Here is a 15122-nt window from a genome sequence, read left to right on the forward strand (position 1 = left end):
CAGGCACGGCTCGCCTGTCCCCGATCTCACCTCGAAACTCCGTGTCCTGATGAATTCCACGCTCTTCGTTCTCGCCAGCCTCGATGGCCTGTCTTACGCGGCGCTGGTGTTCCTGGTGTCCGTCGGTCTCAGCCTGATCTTCGGCGTGCTGCGCGTCGTCAATGTCGCGCATGGCAGCCTGTACGCGTTCGGCGCTTACCTCGCGGCGACGCTCAGCCTGCTGGTGACGCCGATTTCGCCGTGGCTCACCTATCCGGCGCTGCTGGTGGCCTCACTGGTGATCGGCATCGTGGCGGGAGGATTGATCGAACGCCTGCTGCTGAGCCGGGTTTATGGCCGCGAGGAGGTGCTGCAGCTCCTGATCACCTTCGCCGTCTTCATGATCATGGACAATCTGCAGCGAATGATCTGGGGCGTACAGCCGATCTATGCGGCCGAGCCGCTGAAACTCCTGCCGAACGTCTCGATCTTCGGCGTCAGCTACACGTCCTATCAGGTCATCGTGCTGCCTGTTGTCGCCGTGCTGGCGCTGTTCGGGCTGCGCTATTTCCTGCGCCGGACCTTGATGGGTTCGGTCATTCTGGCGGTCACGGAGGACCGCGAGGCCGCAACCGCCATCGGTATCAACGCGCAACGAGTCTATCTGATCACCTTCATCATCGGCGCGACCCTGGCAGCACTCGGCGGCGCGCTGGCGTCGCCGACGACTTCGCTGGTGCCGGGCATGGGCACCGAAATGATCGTGCTGTCCTTCGCGGTCGCGGCCACCGCCGGCCTCGGCCAGATCGAGGGCACCGCGATCACGGCGCTGGCCATCGGCATGGCGCGCGCCTTCGTGATTTATCTGCAGCCGGAATTCGAGGTGCTGGTTCCCTACCTGATCATGGTGGCGGTGCTGCTGGTGCGTCCCGAAGGCCTGTTCGGCGCCACCAAGCTCAGGAAGATCTGATGGCCGGCCGATCACCCGCTCTCGCCTGGACGCTGGCCGCGGTGGTCGTTGCCGCCGGCGTCATTCCAATCCTGATTCCGAGCATGGCCACGCTGGTGGTGCTGATTCTGGCCAAGGGCATCGTGGTGCTCGGCATCATCATCCTGCTGCAGGCGGGGCAGGTATCGTTCGGGCACGCCATGTTCTTCGCCGCCGGCGCCTATACCGCGGGCTTCTGGGGCAAGTATCTCGGCGTCGGCGATCTCGTGGCCTATCTCGTGGTCGGTACGGTGGTCGCGACCATTCTCGGTCTGCTGGTTGGACTCTTCGTGGTCCGCTACCGCGAGATCTTCTTCGGCATGCTGAACCTCGCGTTCTCGATGGTGCTGTGGTCGTTGCTGGAAAAGATGTTTCATCTCACCAACGGGGCGGACGGCATGCGCGTGCCGCGTCCGACCGTGTTCGGCATGGTGTTTTCGCCCGAGAACTTCCAGTACGTCCTGCTCTACCTGACGCTGGCGATCGCCATCGCGGCCACCTTCGCCGTTCAACGTTTCCTGGAAAGCCCGACCGGCAACATGCTGCGCGCGATCAAGTCCAACGAGACGCGGCTGGAATATCTCGGCGTCTCCGCCCGCCGCATCCTGCTGATCGGCTACGTCGTCTCCGCGGCGCTGGGCGGCATCGGCGGCGTGCTGGTCGCGGTCGCCCAGCAGATCGCAACGCCGGAATTCGCCTATTGGACCAAGTCGGGCGAGTTCGTCTTCATCGCCATTCTCGGCGGCGTCGGCAATGCGATGGGAGCTTTCGCCGGATCGGCGGTGTTCGAACTGGTTCGCTTCTATGCGTCGGCCCAGCTCGCCAACTCCTGGCAATTGATCCTGGGCGTCGTGCTCATCGCCATCATCCTGTTCGCGCCTGATGGCCTGATCGGCCTGTGGAAGCGTCAACGCGCCGCGAGGGATGAGTCATGAGCGCGACGGTGCTGCTCGAGGCCAGGGGACTGGCGATCCGCTTTGGCGGCGTGATCGCTGCCGATGGCGTCGATCTCGACGTGCTCGAAGGCGAGAAACTCGCCATCATCGGGCCGAACGGCGCCGGCAAGACCACGTTCCTCAACATCGCGACCGGATACTTGAAGCCGCAGGCCGGCACGGTGCGGTTTCTCGGTCGGGAGATCACGGCGCACCGGCCGCGCGACATCACCCGCTTCGGCATCGCGCGCGCCTTTCAGATTCCGCAATTGTTTCTGGACCACACGGTGATCGAGAACCTGCTGATTGCGGCGGCCGGGCACAGCGGGCGCACCACCTTGATGCGGTCGCTGCACGATCTGCCCGAGCGTTCCGAGATGGAGAATTTGCTCGATCTCGTCAGCATCCGCGACGTCGCCGACCGCAGGGCCGGCGAGCTGCCCGAGGGCAAGCGGAAACTGGTCGATATCGCGGTGGCGCTGGCGTTGAAGCCGCGGCTGCTGTTGATGGACGAGCCGACGTCGGGGGTGGCCTCCTCGGAAAAATTCGCGATCATGGACATCCTGGTGGCGGCGCTGGACAAGCAGCGCGTGACCTCGGTGTTTGTCGAACACGACATGGACATGGTCACCCGCTATGCCGACCGGGTCGCGGTGTGGAGCGCCGGCAAGATCCAGATGAGCGGGCCGCCGGCCGAGGTGCTCGCCGATCCCGTCGTCCGCGAGCAAGTGATCGGGATCTGAAGCATGCTCAGTTTCAACAAGGTCAATGTGTGGATCGCCGGGGTGCACGTGTTGCGCAACGTGACGTTCGACCTGCGCGCGGGCGCGACGGTGGCGCTGATCGGCCGCAACGGCGCCGGCAAGACCACCATCGCGCGCACCACCATGGGATTCACCGACACCACGGGTGAGGTCAGGCTGGCCGGTGCCGATCTCGGCAAGGTCGCGCCGCACCAAAGGCCGGGGCTGGGGATCGGCTATGCGCCGGAAGACCGGCGGTTGTTTTCGGCCTTCACCGTCGAGGAAAACATCCTGCTGCCCGCCCGCGTCGGCAAGCTGGACGTTGCGGAAACTAAACGCCGGCTCGATCGCGCCTATACCGTGTTGCCGGAGCTTGCCACGCTCAAGGCCCGTCCGGCCGGATCCCTGTCGGGCGGGCAGGGCAAGATGGCCGCGCTCGGCCGCGCGCTGATGCTCGGCACCAAGCTCGTCATTCTGGACGAACCGTTTCAGGGTCTCGCACCGGTGCTGGCGCAGCGCTACGCCGAGGCTCTGCGGCGCCTGCGCGCGCAAGACGCCGACATCACCCTGCTGATCACGGAATCGAATCCGAAATTGCTGGAAACCTTTGCGGACACCACCATCACCATCGAGCGTGGCGAAATCGAAGTGGCCAGCCAGGCTGCGTGATCACGGCCATGCCGCATAAAACGGCCCGCGCTTGGCCTGTTCGGCCCTGGCGCGGCGCCGATAGGCGCCGGGCGGCATGCCCTGATGCTTCTGAAAGAACCGGCTGAAATAGCCTGAATCCCGAAACCCGAGGCCGTAGCCGATCTGCTCGACCGGCAGGTCCAGTTGCTGCAGGCGGGTGCAGGCTTCGTGAATCAGCCGTTCATGGACGATGGCGCGCGGGCTGCGAGCTTTTTCGCGCTTGCAGTGCGCATGCAGCCTGTCCTCGGTGACACCAAGCGCCGCCGCATAGCGCGAGATCGGCCAGCTATCGCGGTAATGCAGTTCGACCAGCTGCAGAAAATTTCCGACCAGCCGCGGTCCGTCGCCGCGCAGCGTATCGTCGCTGCCGGATTCGTCCGAGACCGACGAACGCCACAAATGCAGGCAAAGCTGCAGCACATGGGATGCGATCATCGTCATGCTGCCGCGTTGTGGCATGCGCAGCTCCCGCACCAGCATGGTGCAGGAGTTGGTGACCGCGCCGAGCGCGCCATCGAGCTGCGCGCCGCTCAACATCACCAGGCGATCGGTGGTGCGCCGCAGGTGCAGCGCCTCGGCGCTGCCGGCCACGGTTTGAGTCAGCAAGTCTTCGGAAACGGCGACGAAGTAGCCTCGCGCTCCGGCCTCGACCTGAAGGTCACCCTCGACCTCGCCGGGTAACCAGAGCACGGCGGGGCCCTCGAACTTCACGACGGTGCCGCGCAGGGCCGCGAAGCCGCTGCGTGTCTCGATCACGAGCAGATGCGCGCGCCGGATATGATCCTGCTGAACGACCCAGTGACGGGGGGCGAGCCCGCCGGAAAAGGCTTCCGCATGCAGCGCCGAACCCGCCTGCTCGACGTAGCCGGCCGGACGGAAAGTGGGCATCGCGCCGTAGACCTGAGACAATCCGTCGCTCACATCGGGAGGAAATCGACGAAATAGTACAATCTTTGCCCCGATACGTCCAATTCCTTGTCAGAACCACCAGACTAGTCTCTTCGCGTCGAACGCCGATAAGGCGACGGACGAAAATGCTCTGGGAGGAGAACATGGTTTCATCAGTCACACGCCTGGCAGCGGGGCTAGCCGCGATCGCCGGGGTTGCCAGTTTTTCGGCAGTCGAGCCGGCTCTGGCGCAGAGTTCGGTCAAGATCGGCTACGCGCTGTCGCGCACAGGGCCAAACGCCGGCGGCGCCGCGGTGACGACGCTGCCCAACTATGAAATGTGGGTGAAGGAAGTAAATGCCGCGGGTGGTCTCAAGCTCGGAGACAAGCGCGTGCCGATCGAGGTCGTGCAGTACGACGATCGCTCCAGCGCGGAAGAAGCAGCCAAGGCGCTCGACCGGCTGATCACCCAGGACAAGGTCGATTTCATCCTGCCGCCCTGGGGCACCGGCCTCAATCTCGCGGTCGGTCCGATCCTGAACAAGGCCGGCTATCCGCATCTGGCGTCCACAGCGGTCTCGGATCGTGCGCCTGAGCTCGCAAAGCGCTGGCCCAACAGCTTCTGGCTGCTCGGTACCGGCGCCGGCGCGGCCAATACGCTGGTCGAACTGCTGGTCAAGTTGCGTACCGAGGGCAAGATCGGCGACACCGTTGCCATGGTCAGCGTCGCCGACGGTTTCGGCATCGACCTTTCGGCCGCGGCGCGGCCCGCGCTCGCCAAAGCCAATTTCAAGCTGGCCTATGACAAGACCTATCCGGTCGGTACCCAGGATCTCAGCCCGCTGGTCAACGAGGCCAAGGCGCTCAACCCCGACGTATTCATCGCCTTCAGCTATCCGCCGGATACGCTCGGGCTCACCGAACAGGCGAGGATCGCCGGTTTCAATCCCAAGATCTTCTACACCGGCGTCGGCACCGCGTTTCCGCTCTACAAGGGCAAGTTCGGCGCCAACACCGAAGGCGTGATGGGGATCGGCGGATGGAACGGCGACAGCCCCGCGATCAAGGATTATCTGGCGCGCCACAAGGCGTCGTCCGCGAACGGCGCCGAGCCGGATCGCTGGGCGAGTTCCGTGACCTATGCCAGCCTGCAGATGCTGCAGCAGGCGATCGAACGCGTCGGCAAGATCGACCGCGCCGCGGTCATCAAGGATCTGCAGACCGGAACCTTCGACACCATCATCGGCAAGATCAAACTGGAGAACAACCTGCCGACCAAATACTGGTGGGTCGGACAATGGCAGGGCGGCGAGTTCTACGGCGTCGGCCCGGCCACCAATGAAGGCGCGCGGACCCCGATCGTTCCCAAGCCGGCATGGAAGGCGCAGTGATCTCCAGCTCACTGCGGCAAACTTAAGGGAATGACCAACGCCATCTTCACCGGGCTGATGCTCGGGGGCATGTATGCGCTGATCGCCATGGGGCTGACCCTGCAATATGGCGTGGCGCGCATCATGAACCTGTCCTACGGCGAGTTTCTCGTCGCGGCGTCCTTTGCTTCCTACTGGTTGTTCACCGGTTGGGCATTGAACCCGCTGTTGGGGCTGGCGATCGTCGTTCCCATCGGCTTCGGCGTGAGCATGATCCTGTATCGCGTACTGCTCACGCCGCTGGTGCGCCGCGCGCCAACGCGCGACGCACTCGAGGTGGACAGCCTGCTGGCCACCTTCGGCATGATGTTCATCGTCCAGGGCATCATGCTGACGATGTTCGGCGGCGCTTATTTCAGCTATTCGTTCCTCTCCATTCCCGTCACGGTGTTCGGCGAGACCCTGGCGCTGAACCGGCTGATCGCGTTCGGTCTCGCGGTACTGTTCGGCCTTGCGCTGTATCTGGCGCTGACCCGCACCCGGTTCGGCACCGCGATCCGCGCGGTGGCGGTCGATCCCTCGGCCGCGCGGCTGGTGGCGATCGACGTCACTTCGGTATCGGCGTTCGCTTTTGCGCTTGGCGGCGGGATGGTGGCGGCGGCCGGCGTGCTGGTCAGCATGTTCCTCACCTTCAGCGCGTCGTCGGGCGTCATCTTCACCATGAAGGCGCTGATGGTGGTGGTGATGGGCGGCGTCGGCAATCTGCTCGGCTGCCTCGTCGCGGGCCTGGCGCTCGGCCTCAGCGAATCCCTGGTGGCGACCTTCGTCGATCCCGGACTGACGCTGGCGGTGAACTTCGCGCTGTTTCTCGGTGTGTTGCTGGTCAAGCCGGCCGGCCTGTTCGGAAGGGCGCAGCGATGAGCCCGACGCAAATCGCAGCGTTGGCCGCAGGTGGCGCGGGCCTTGTGGTGCTGGCGCTGCTGCCGTTCTACGCCGATGCCTATTATCTTTCGCTCGCAATCAGCCTGCTGCAATTCACGGTGCTCGCCACCGCATGGGGATTGTTCTCCGGGCCGACACGTTACGTGTCGCTGGCGACCACGGCGTTCTTCGGCGTCGGCGCCTATACCGTGGCGGTGCTCGGCGAGGTGCTGGCATGGCCGCTGGTGCTGCTGATCGCGACTGCAATCGGCGCGCTGATGGCGATGATCGTGGGCATTTCAACGCTGCGGCTGAGCGGCCTGCATTTTGTCATCTTCACCTTCGGCCTGGCCGAACTCGTCCGCCAGCTCGTGATCTGGTACGAGGTCAACAAGACGCGGGTCCTCGGCCGCTACGTATTCGTCGATATCACCCAGAACGACATCTACTGGCAGTTGCTCGCTTTAGCAGTTGCGGTGTTCGCGATCGGCTGGCTGATCGCCCGCTCCCGCCTCGGTTTTGCCCTGCGCATCATCGGCGAGGACGAAACCGTGGCAAAACATTGCGGGATCAATGTCACACTTGCGAAAGTGACGCTGTTTGCGATCAGCGCTGTCTTCATCACCCTGGTCGGCGCGATCATGGCGCCGCGCTGGACCTACATCGAGCCCTCGATCGCGTTCAACCCGACGATCTCGTTCCAGGTCGTGATCATGGCGCTGCTCGGTGGCGCGCACCGGCTGTGGGGGCCGGCGGTCGGTGCGATCCCGCTGACGCTGTTGTTCGAGTTTCTGTCGGCGCGCTTTCCCTCGACCTCGACCCTGATCATCGGCATCGTGTTCCTGCTGATCGTCTATGCGCTGCCCCAAGGCGTGACCGGATTGTGGGAGCGCGTCAGCCGGCGGAAGTCCGAACCGCCGGTCGCGCCACAGGTGCAGACATGACGGCCGCGTCTTCCGCACCCGTGCTCGAGGTCTCGGGATTGACCCGCGCCTTCGGCGGGCTTGTCGCGGTTAACGCCGTCGACCTTGCGGTGCAGCCCGGCCAGATTGTCGGCCTGCTCGGTCCCAACGGCTCCGGCAAGACCACGGCGCTCAATCTGATTTCGGGCGTGCTGCGTCCGGACTCCGGCAGCGTCCGGTTTGCCGGGCAGGCTATCGCGGGCATGCCGGCCCATCGCATCGCGCGCCTCGGGCTCGCGCGCACGTTCCAGCTGGTCCGTGTCCTCAACGGCATGAGCTGCGCCGAGAACGTCAAGGCCGGCCTTGCCTTCCATTCTCCGCCGCTGTCGCGCGGCGAGGTCGACGACTCCGTCGACCGGCTGTTGCGGCGTGTCGGGCTGGCGGATCGGGCAGGGGTCCCGGCATCCGGACTGACCTACATCGATTGCAAGCGGCTGGAACTGGCGCGGGCACTGGCGCTGAAGCCGCGGCTGCTGCTGCTCGATGAATGGCTCGCGGGATTGAACCCGTCAGAACTGTTGATCGGCATCGAATTGATCCGCTCGTTAAAGGACGAGGGGCTGTCGATCCTGCTGGTCGAGCACGTGATGGACGCGATCCGCTCGCTTTGCGACCGCTGCGTGGTGATGAACAGCGGCCGCCGCATCGCCGAGGGCCGCCCGGATGAGGTGCTGGCCGATCCCGCCGTCATCGAGGCCTATCTCGGGGTATCGACCGATGCTTGAGGTTTCAGCCGTCAGCGTCGCCTATGGCCAGCACCGCGCCTTGAGCGATGCGGCGTTGACCGTCGACCGCGGCGAGATCGTCGTCATCCTCGGCGCCAACGGTGCGGGCAAGACCTCCTTGATGAAGGCCATCGCCGGCATCGTGCCGAGCCTGCCGGGCAATCGCGTCGCGCTTTCCGGCCGCGATATTTCGCGGCTGCCGGCGCACGAGATCGTCGAGGCGGGCCTGGCGTCAGTGCCGGAAGGACGCGGCATTTTCGGCGAATTGACCGTCGCCGAAAACCTGCTGCTGGGCGCCAATCCGAAACGGGCGCGCGACAGCGAGACCGCGCGTCGCAAGAAGGTGCTGTCGCTGTTTCCCCGTCTCAACGAACGGATGGGCCAGATGGTTCGCACCATGAGTGGCGGCGAGCAGCAGATGGTCGCGATCGGCCGCGCGCTGATGTCGAATCCGGACATCTTGCTGCTGGACGAACCCTCGCTCGGCCTGTCGCCGCTGCTGGTGCGCGAATTGTTTTCAGCGTTGCGGCAAGTACGCGAAACCGGCGTCGGTTTGTTGATGGTCGAGCAGAACGCCCGGGAAAGTCTGGCACTCGCCGATCGCGGCTATCTGATCGAAAACGGCAAGATCGTCGGCAGCGGCACGGCGCAGGCGCTGCAGTCCGACCCCGCGGTGCGGCGGGCTTATCTGGGCGGAATCGAAACCGGCGCCAAGCCAGAAAATCATGGAGGGAAAATCGCAATGAACAAGATCAATCTGTTGCTTGAAAACCAGGATGTCGAGGCGATCGACGGCGTCACCTTCGAACGCCTCAACCCGATGACGGGCGAGGTCGCCACCCGCGCGGCGGCGGCGAAGATTGCCGACGTCAAGCGCGCGGCCGATGCCGCCGCGGCGGCGTTTCCGGCATGGTCGGCGACCGGCCCGAGCGCGCGCCGCATGATTCTGCTCAAGGCCGCCGACGTACTGGCGAGCAAGACGCCGCAATTCATCGAATTGATGGCCGCGGAAACCGGCTCCACCGCCGGTTGGGCCGGGTTCAACGTCCATCTCGCCGCCGGCATGCTGCGTGAAGCGGCCTCGATGACGACGCAGATTTCCGGCGAGGTGATTCCCTCCGACAAGCCCGGATGTATCGCGATGGCGATCCGCCAGCCCGCCGGCGTCGTGCTCAGCATCGCGCCGTGGAACGCGCCTGTCATCCTCGGTGTGCGTGCGATCGCGTTGCCGCTGGCCTGTGGCAATACCGTCGTACTCAAGGCGTCCGAAATCTGTCCCGGCACGCACCGGCTGATCGCGGAATGTCTGCGCGAAGCCGGCCTGCCGCCGGGCGTCCTCAACGTCATCACCAATGCGCTGGAAGACGCGCCTGTCCTGATCGATGCGCTGATTTCCCATCCCGCCGTACGCCGTATCAATTTTACCGGTTCGACGCGGGTCGGGCACATCATCGCGCAGACCGCCGCGAAGTATCTGAAGCCGGCGCTGCTCGAACTCGGCGGCAAGGCGCCACTGCTGGTGCTTGATGATGCCGACCTCGATGCCGCCGTTGCGGCCGCCGCGTTCGGCGCTTTCATGAACCAGGGACAGATCTGCATGTCGACCGAACGCATCGTGGTCGACAACAAGGTCGCCGATGCCTTTGTCGCCAAACTGGCCACCAAGGCGGAAACGCTGGTGGCCGGTGATCCGCGCAAGGGCAATACCCCGCTGGGCTCCCTGATCGGCGTCGAGGCCGCCAACCGGATTCAGGGCTTGATCCAGGATGCGATCGGGAAGGGCGCCCGCGTCGTCGCCGGTGGCAAGGTCGACGGCACGCTGATGTCGGCGACGGTGGTCGATCATGTCACCTCGACCATGCGGATCTATAACGAGGAGTCGTTCGGCCCTGTCGTCTCCATCGTCCGCGTCAACGGCGTCGAAGAGGCGGTGCGGGTCGCCAACGATACCGAATACGGCCTGTCGGCCTCGGTGTTCGGCCGCGACATCGCGCGGGCGCTCGATGTCGCCAAGCGAATCGAGTCCGGCATTTGCCACGTCAACGGACCGACCGTGCACGACGAGGCCCAGATGCCGTTCGGCGGCGTGAAAGCGTCCGGCTACGGCCGCTTCGGCGGCAAGGCGGGCATCGCCGAGTTCACCGAGCTGCGATGGATCACGATCGAGACCGGCCCGCAGCACTATCCGATCTGAGGCATTCCAAGGACAAATGACTACCTGATTGCTGGTCCAGCCCTCCGCATATTGACGAATATGCGAAGAAAAGGTATATGGGTATGGTGTCAGCCCGCTCTGCCACCCTCGGCCTTGGCGAAGCCGGCCGACTGGTTTTCGGTGGTGGCCGGACCGAGGAGCAAATAGCTTCCGCCCCTATTAGGCCGGAAATTCCCTGCAGTTTTCGTTCGAATCTTACGCGCCGGTTAGCGCCGAACTCGATTTTCATGACCCCATCTGTCGGTTTGCCGGGAGGATGAGCGTCTTAGAAGTGTGGCGCGACACGTTTACGAAATGTGAAAAGGACATCGTGGGCGCGCGGGGCAACCCGTCACGCAGGGCCCGCCAGGGCCAGCGTTACGAGCTGCCGGGATCATCGAGGCAATGACGGAAGAAAAGACCAAATTGCTGAAGTCGCTTGCGATCGACCGAAGCGCGAGCGTGGCAGCGCCCGTGTCAGGCGGCCGGTCGCGTTGGCTGCTGGGGGCAGTCGCAGGCGTCGCGGTCATTGCAGTAGCCGCGGTGGTGGTGTTCGGCTTGCCCGAATTTCGCGGCCTGCGCGGCGCCGAACCCACTGTCGCGCAGCCGGCGGTAACGGCCTCTCCGCAGCCGCCGCAGCAGGACATGGTGAAGAAGGACACCGGAGCGCTGGCCGCGTCCGGCTACGTGGTCGCACGCCGCAAGGCGACGGTTGCCGCCGAGATCACCGGCAAGGTAATGGAAGTGCTGATCGAGGAGGGCATGACCGTCACCGAGGGGCAGGTGGTAGCGCGGCTCGACAGTGTGCTCGCCGAATCGGATCTGGCGCTGGCCCGCTCACGCGTCGAAGCGGCGGATGCTGCGATCGGCGCTGTTACCGCCGACCTGAAGGACGCTACCCTGATTCTTTCGCGGGTTCAGACGTTGGCGCAGAAGAATTATGCGACGGATGCCGATCATACCAAGGCCCAGGCACGCGTTGGCGTGTTGACCGCGCAGCTGCGCCAGGCGCAATCGCAGCGTGACAGCGCAAGACTCGACGCCGAGCGCAGCGCCTCGGTGCTCGGCAAGTACAGGATACGTGCGCCCTTCAGCGGCGTCGTGGTCGACCGCAGCGCGCAACCGGGAGAAATGATCTCGCCGATGTCGGTCGGCGGTTTCACGCGGACCGGCATCTGCACCATCGTGGACATGGATTCCATCGAGGTCGAGGTCGACGTCAACGAGGCGTTCATCGGACGTGTCGTTGCCGGCGGCAAGGTCAACGCCGTGCTCGATGCCTATCCGGACTGGTCGATACCGGCGTCCGTGATCGCCATCGTGCCGACGGCCAATCGCGAGAAGGCGACCGTCAAGGTTCGTATCCGGTTCGAGCAGAAGGATCCGCGCATCCTGCCCGATATGGCGGTGAAGGTGACGTTCATACGCGACGCGAACGCCGGCGCGCTGCCGCCGAATGCGACCGCTTCCGCCAACTGAATTCGACAGGGAGAAGACAAGTGGCGTCAGAAAATCCGATGGTGAGTCTCGTTGGCGTGAGCAAGCGCTTCGTCAAAGGCAAGGAGACGATTGCGATCTTCGATCATCTCGACCTGGTGATACCGCGCGGCGATTTCGTCGCGGTGATGGGGCCGTCCGGCTCGGGCAAGACCACCCTGCTCAATCTGCTCGGCGGAATCGATCGCGCCGATGCAGGCGAGGTGCGCATCGCCGACAGCCGCATCGACGGCATGTCCGAGGGCCGGTTGGCGAGCTGGCGCGCGGCCAACATCGGCTTCATTTTCCAGTTCTACAATTTGATGCCGATGCTGACGGCTGCGCAAAACGTCGAACTTCCCCTGTTGCTGACGAATCTGCGCAAGAAGGAGCGGGCGGAACGCGTCCACACCGCGCTGTCGGTGGTTGGTCTCGCCGATCGGGTCAAACACCATCCGCGCGAAATGTCGGGCGGCCAGCAGCAGCGCGTCGCCATCGCGCGCGCCATCGTGTCGGATCCGAACCTGCTGCTCTGCGACGAACCGACCGGTGACCTCGACCGTCACTCCGCCGACGAAATTCTCTCGATCCTGCAGCTGCTCAACAAGGAGCTCGGCAAGACCATCGTGATGGTCACGCACGATCCCGCGGCGGCGCGCTATGCGCAGCGGACGCTGCATCTCGACAAGGGCCAGTTCGTCGAACAGGAGCTTGCGGCGTGAACGACTTCGACCTGGTACGGAAGAACCTGTTCCGCCGCAAGCTGCGCGCGATACTGATGATCGTATCGATCCTGATCGCGTTCATGATCTTCGGCGTGCTCGCCGGATTCTACCGCGCCTTCACGGCAGGGGAGGATCGCGCCGCCGCCGATCGGCTCATCACCGTCAACAAGATCAACTTCACCCAGCCGCTCCCGATTGCCTATTTCAATCGCGTGCGCGCGCTGGACGGGGTGCGGCAGGTGACCCACGCCAACTGGTTCGGCGGATACTATCAGGACCCGAAGAATTTCCTGATGACACTGGCGATCGAGCCCGTGACCTATTTCGATGTCTATCGCAGCGAGTTCGAGGTTCCGCCCGAGCAGCTTCAGGCCTTCGTCCGTGACCGCGGCAGCGCGGTGGTCGGTGAAGCGCTGGCAAGGAAATGGGGCTGGAAGGTCGGAGACCGCATTCCGGTTTCGAGCAACATCTTCAGCCGGCGCAGCGGCGGGCATACCTGGGACCTCACCATCGCCGGCATCATCAAGGGCAAGGCGGAGCACGTCGACACCAACTTCCTGCTGTTTCAGTACGCCTATTTCGACGAGACCCGCTCGTTCGGCAAGGACACCATCGGCTGGATGATTCTCCAGACCAATTCGCCCGAGAACAACGACCGCGTCGCAAAGGCCATCGATGCGATGTTCGCCAATTCCACCGCGGAAACCTCGACCGACACCGAAAAGGCCTTCGGCAAGGCGTTCGCGGCGCAGTTCGGCAACATCGCCCTGATCGTGTTCCTGGTGGTCGGCGCCGCCTTCGTCACCATCCTGATGATCGTCGGCAACACCATGGCGCTCTCGATCCGCGAACGCACGAGGGAGATCGGCGTGCTGAAGACGCTCGGATTCTCGGGCGGGCGAATTCTGCGCATGGTGCTGGGTGAATCGGTGCTGCTGGCGTTGCTCGGCGGCTTGCCGGGGCTGGGGATTGCGGCGCTGATCGCGATGGCGATGCGCAGCAGCCTGTCCGGTATCGCACCGGCCTTTGCTGTGTCGCCCACCATCGCGCTGCAGGGAATAGCGCTGATGGTCGCGCTCGGCCTGATCACCGGGATCATTCCGGCGCTCAATGCCATGCGGCTCAAAATCGCAACCGCGCTCGGACGGGGATAATCATGCGTTCGCTTTTGCTGCAGGTCATGGCGGTCACCTCGATCAATCTCAGGAGCATGGGGCAGCGACGCTGGCTGTCGCTGTCGACGGTGATCGCGGTTGCGCTGGTGGTGATCGTGCTGCTCGCCTTCCTCGCGATGGCCAATGGGTTCCAGCGCACCATTGCCGGATCGGGCGCCGATGACATCGCCATCGTGCTGCGGGCGGGCTCGCAGGCGGAGATCAACAGCACGGTGAGCCGCGACCAGGTGCGCCTGATCGAGGACGGGCCGGGCATCGCGCGTGGCAGCGACGGCAAGCCGCTGATCTCGCCCGAATTGTATCTCGTCGTCGACGGCGTCAAACGTTCGACGAAGACGAAGGCCAACCTGCCGCTGCGCGGGATCGGCGAACAGGGCGCGACGCTGCGCAAGGGCGTTGCCATCACATCCGGCCGCATGTTCGGCCGCGGCAGCAACGAGGTAGTGGTCGGCAAGGCGCTGCTGCGGGAATTCGAAGGTTTCGAGCTCGGCAGCACGGTCGCGTTCGGCGCGACACGCTGGACCGTGGTCGGGGTGTTCGAAGCCGGTGGCAGCGTGTTCGAATCCGAGATCTGGGCGGACCTGCCGGTGGTGCAGAGCCTGTTCAACCGCAACAACGTGGTGCAGACCGTCCGCGCGCGTCTCACTGGGCCGGCCGCGCTGAGCGAGCTCAAGAGCTACAGCGACAACGATCCGCGCTTGAAGCTCGACGTCAAATCCGAGGCCGCCTACTTTGCCGAACAGGCGTCGCAGACCTCCGATTTGATCCAGAAGCTGGGCTGGCCACTGGCGATCGCGATGGCGCTCGGCGCGCTCGCCGGCGCGCTCAACACCATGTATTCTTCCGTGGCAGCCCGCGCGACGGAAATCGCAACGCTGCGAGCCATCGGCTTTGGGGGCTTTCCGGCCTTTGTCGGCACGCTGGCGGAATCGCTGTCGCTGGCGGCGATCGGCGGGCTGCTCGGCGCTGCGGCGACCTATCTGATCTTCGACGGCGTCACGGCCTCGACGCTGGGCGGAAACTTTACCCAGGTGGTATTCGACTTCAAGCTCTCGGGATGGCTGATCGCCGAGGGCGTTGCGCTGGCGCTGGTCGTCGGATTGGTCGGCGGATTATTTCCGGCGATCCGCGCGGCGCGGATGCCGATCGTTGCGGGATTGTACGCGTGATTGGTCGCCGCGTCGCGGTCGTCCAAATACCACCTGTGGATGTGTCCGGACTTGGTCAGGTTCCGCGCCTTGCCGATTTACCGCAAGTGCGAAGCCGTGTTGCCGCGCCGGATATATTTCGGCTCGGCCATGCTTGCCGATCGAGATCGCCTTGACAGCGCTAACATCCGGCTCGAAACTCC

Annotated in this window: 14 protein-coding genes and 1 pseudogene; 14 read left to right on the forward strand and 1 reads right to left on the reverse strand. The window is 64.5% G+C overall.

The window, feature by feature from the left end; translation table 11 throughout:
• The first annotated feature begins 49 nt into the window (after window positions 1-49).
• The 4 genes from Q7U29_RS21820 to Q7U29_RS21835 are packed head-to-tail and all read left to right on the forward strand — an operon-like array spanning window position 50 to window position 3314.
• The gene (locus Q7U29_RS21820) at window positions 50-949 is read left to right on the forward strand and encodes a branched-chain amino acid ABC transporter permease (protein ID WP_304744696.1); all 900 of its coding nucleotides are present in this window, start codon (window positions 50-52) and stop codon (window positions 947-949) included.
• On the forward strand, window positions 949-1902 hold the full coding sequence (locus Q7U29_RS21825; protein ID WP_304744698.1) for a branched-chain amino acid ABC transporter permease: 954 nt from the start codon (window positions 949-951) through the stop codon (window positions 1900-1902). The genes Q7U29_RS21820 and Q7U29_RS21825 overlap by 1 nt, the downstream gene beginning before the upstream one ends.
• Window positions 1899-2645, forward strand: a complete 747-nt coding sequence (locus tag Q7U29_RS21830) for an ABC transporter ATP-binding protein (protein ID WP_304744700.1) — start codon at window positions 1899-1901, stop codon at window positions 2643-2645. Before Q7U29_RS21825 ends, Q7U29_RS21830 begins: the two co-directional genes overlap by 4 nt.
• A gap of 3 nt (window positions 2646-2648) precedes the next feature.
• Entirely contained in the window at window positions 2649-3314 is a 666-nt protein-coding gene (locus Q7U29_RS21835; protein ID WP_304744702.1) for an ABC transporter ATP-binding protein, read from the forward strand.
• Here the strand turns inward: Q7U29_RS21835 and Q7U29_RS21840 are convergent, their stop codons facing one another.
• On the reverse strand, window positions 3315-4244 hold the full coding sequence (locus tag Q7U29_RS21840) for a helix-turn-helix domain-containing protein (RefSeq protein WP_304744704.1): 930 nt from the start codon (window positions 4242-4244) through the stop codon (window positions 3315-3317).
• Window positions 4245-4387: 143 nt separating this feature from the next.
• On the opposite strand from Q7U29_RS21840, the gene Q7U29_RS21845 reads away from it, so the two are divergent.
• From Q7U29_RS21845 to Q7U29_RS21890, 10 genes and pseudogenes are all read left to right on the forward strand, one after another.
• The gene (locus tag Q7U29_RS21845; RefSeq protein ID WP_304744706.1) at window positions 4388-5614 is read left to right on the forward strand and encodes an amino acid ABC transporter substrate-binding protein; all 1227 of its coding nucleotides are present in this window, start codon (window positions 4388-4390) and stop codon (window positions 5612-5614) included.
• A gap of 30 nt (window positions 5615-5644) precedes the next feature.
• On the forward strand, window positions 5645-6514 hold the full coding sequence (locus tag Q7U29_RS21850) for a branched-chain amino acid ABC transporter permease (protein ID WP_304744708.1): 870 nt from the start codon (window positions 5645-5647) through the stop codon (window positions 6512-6514).
• On the forward strand, window positions 6511-7458 hold the full coding sequence (locus tag Q7U29_RS21855; protein ID WP_304744710.1) for a branched-chain amino acid ABC transporter permease: 948 nt from the start codon (window positions 6511-6513) through the stop codon (window positions 7456-7458). The genes Q7U29_RS21850 and Q7U29_RS21855 overlap by 4 nt, the downstream gene beginning before the upstream one ends.
• Complete coding sequence (locus tag Q7U29_RS21860) at window positions 7455-8201, forward strand: ABC transporter ATP-binding protein (RefSeq protein WP_304744712.1); 747 nt, start codon at window positions 7455-7457, stop codon at window positions 8199-8201. Before Q7U29_RS21855 ends, Q7U29_RS21860 begins: the two co-directional genes overlap by 4 nt.
• Window positions 8194-8670 (forward strand): annotated as a pseudogene (locus Q7U29_RS21865) (ABC transporter ATP-binding protein); the annotation flags it as partial. The gene Q7U29_RS21860 and the pseudogene Q7U29_RS21865, both read left to right, overlap by 8 nt.
• A 273-nt stretch (window positions 8671-8943) precedes the next feature.
• Window positions 8944-10395, forward strand: coding sequence for an aldehyde dehydrogenase (locus Q7U29_RS21870; protein ID WP_304744750.1), 1452 nt, complete (start codon window positions 8944-8946; stop codon window positions 10393-10395).
• A 405-nt stretch (window positions 10396-10800) separates the two neighbouring features.
• Complete coding sequence (locus Q7U29_RS21875) at window positions 10801-11874, forward strand: efflux RND transporter periplasmic adaptor subunit (protein ID WP_304744714.1); 1074 nt, start codon at window positions 10801-10803, stop codon at window positions 11872-11874.
• Window positions 11875-11912: 38 nt separating this feature from the next.
• Window positions 11913-12593, forward strand: coding sequence for an ABC transporter ATP-binding protein (locus Q7U29_RS21880; RefSeq protein ID WP_304744752.1), 681 nt, complete (start codon window positions 11913-11915; stop codon window positions 12591-12593).
• Window positions 12590-13750, forward strand: coding sequence for an FtsX-like permease family protein (locus Q7U29_RS21885; protein ID WP_304744715.1), 1161 nt, complete (start codon window positions 12590-12592; stop codon window positions 13748-13750). Before Q7U29_RS21880 ends, Q7U29_RS21885 begins: the two co-directional genes overlap by 4 nt.
• A 2-nt stretch (window positions 13751-13752) precedes the next feature.
• The gene (locus Q7U29_RS21890) at window positions 13753-14940 is read left to right on the forward strand and encodes an ABC transporter permease (RefSeq protein ID WP_304744717.1); all 1188 of its coding nucleotides are present in this window, start codon (window positions 13753-13755) and stop codon (window positions 14938-14940) included.
• Window positions 14941-15122 lie beyond the last annotated feature (182 nt).

The organism is Bradyrhizobium sp. (assembly GCF_030654605.1).
Taxonomy (GTDB): domain Bacteria; phylum Pseudomonadota; class Alphaproteobacteria; order Rhizobiales; family Xanthobacteraceae; genus Bradyrhizobium.

Excerpts from the sequence above, each read along its gene's own strand:
- Q7U29_RS21820 (WP_304744696.1), top strand. The coding sequence starts at position 50 with ATGAATTCCACGCTCTTCGTTCTCGCCAGCCTCGATGGCCTGTCTTAC.
- Q7U29_RS21825 (WP_304744698.1), top strand. The coding sequence starts at position 949 with ATGGCCGGCCGATCACCCGCTCTCGCCTGGACGCTGGCCGCGGTGGTC.
- Q7U29_RS21830 (WP_304744700.1), top strand. The coding sequence starts at position 1,899 with ATGAGCGCGACGGTGCTGCTCGAGGCCAGGGGACTGGCGATCCGCTTT.
- Q7U29_RS21835 (WP_304744702.1), top strand. The coding sequence starts at position 2,649 with ATGCTCAGTTTCAACAAGGTCAATGTGTGGATCGCCGGGGTGCACGTG.
- Q7U29_RS21845 (WP_304744706.1), top strand. The coding sequence starts at position 4,388 with ATGGTTTCATCAGTCACACGCCTGGCAGCGGGGCTAGCCGCGATCGCC.
- Q7U29_RS21850 (WP_304744708.1), top strand. The coding sequence starts at position 5,645 with ATGACCAACGCCATCTTCACCGGGCTGATGCTCGGGGGCATGTATGCG.
- Q7U29_RS21855 (WP_304744710.1), top strand. The coding sequence starts at position 6,511 with ATGAGCCCGACGCAAATCGCAGCGTTGGCCGCAGGTGGCGCGGGCCTT.
- Q7U29_RS21860 (WP_304744712.1), top strand. The coding sequence starts at position 7,455 with ATGACGGCCGCGTCTTCCGCACCCGTGCTCGAGGTCTCGGGATTGACC.
- Q7U29_RS21870 (WP_304744750.1), top strand. The coding sequence starts at position 8,944 with ATGAACAAGATCAATCTGTTGCTTGAAAACCAGGATGTCGAGGCGATC.
- Q7U29_RS21875 (WP_304744714.1), top strand. The coding sequence starts at position 10,801 with ATGACGGAAGAAAAGACCAAATTGCTGAAGTCGCTTGCGATCGACCGA.
- Q7U29_RS21880 (WP_304744752.1), top strand. The coding sequence starts at position 11,913 with ATGGTGAGTCTCGTTGGCGTGAGCAAGCGCTTCGTCAAAGGCAAGGAG.
- Q7U29_RS21890 (WP_304744717.1), top strand. The coding sequence starts at position 13,753 with ATGCGTTCGCTTTTGCTGCAGGTCATGGCGGTCACCTCGATCAATCTC.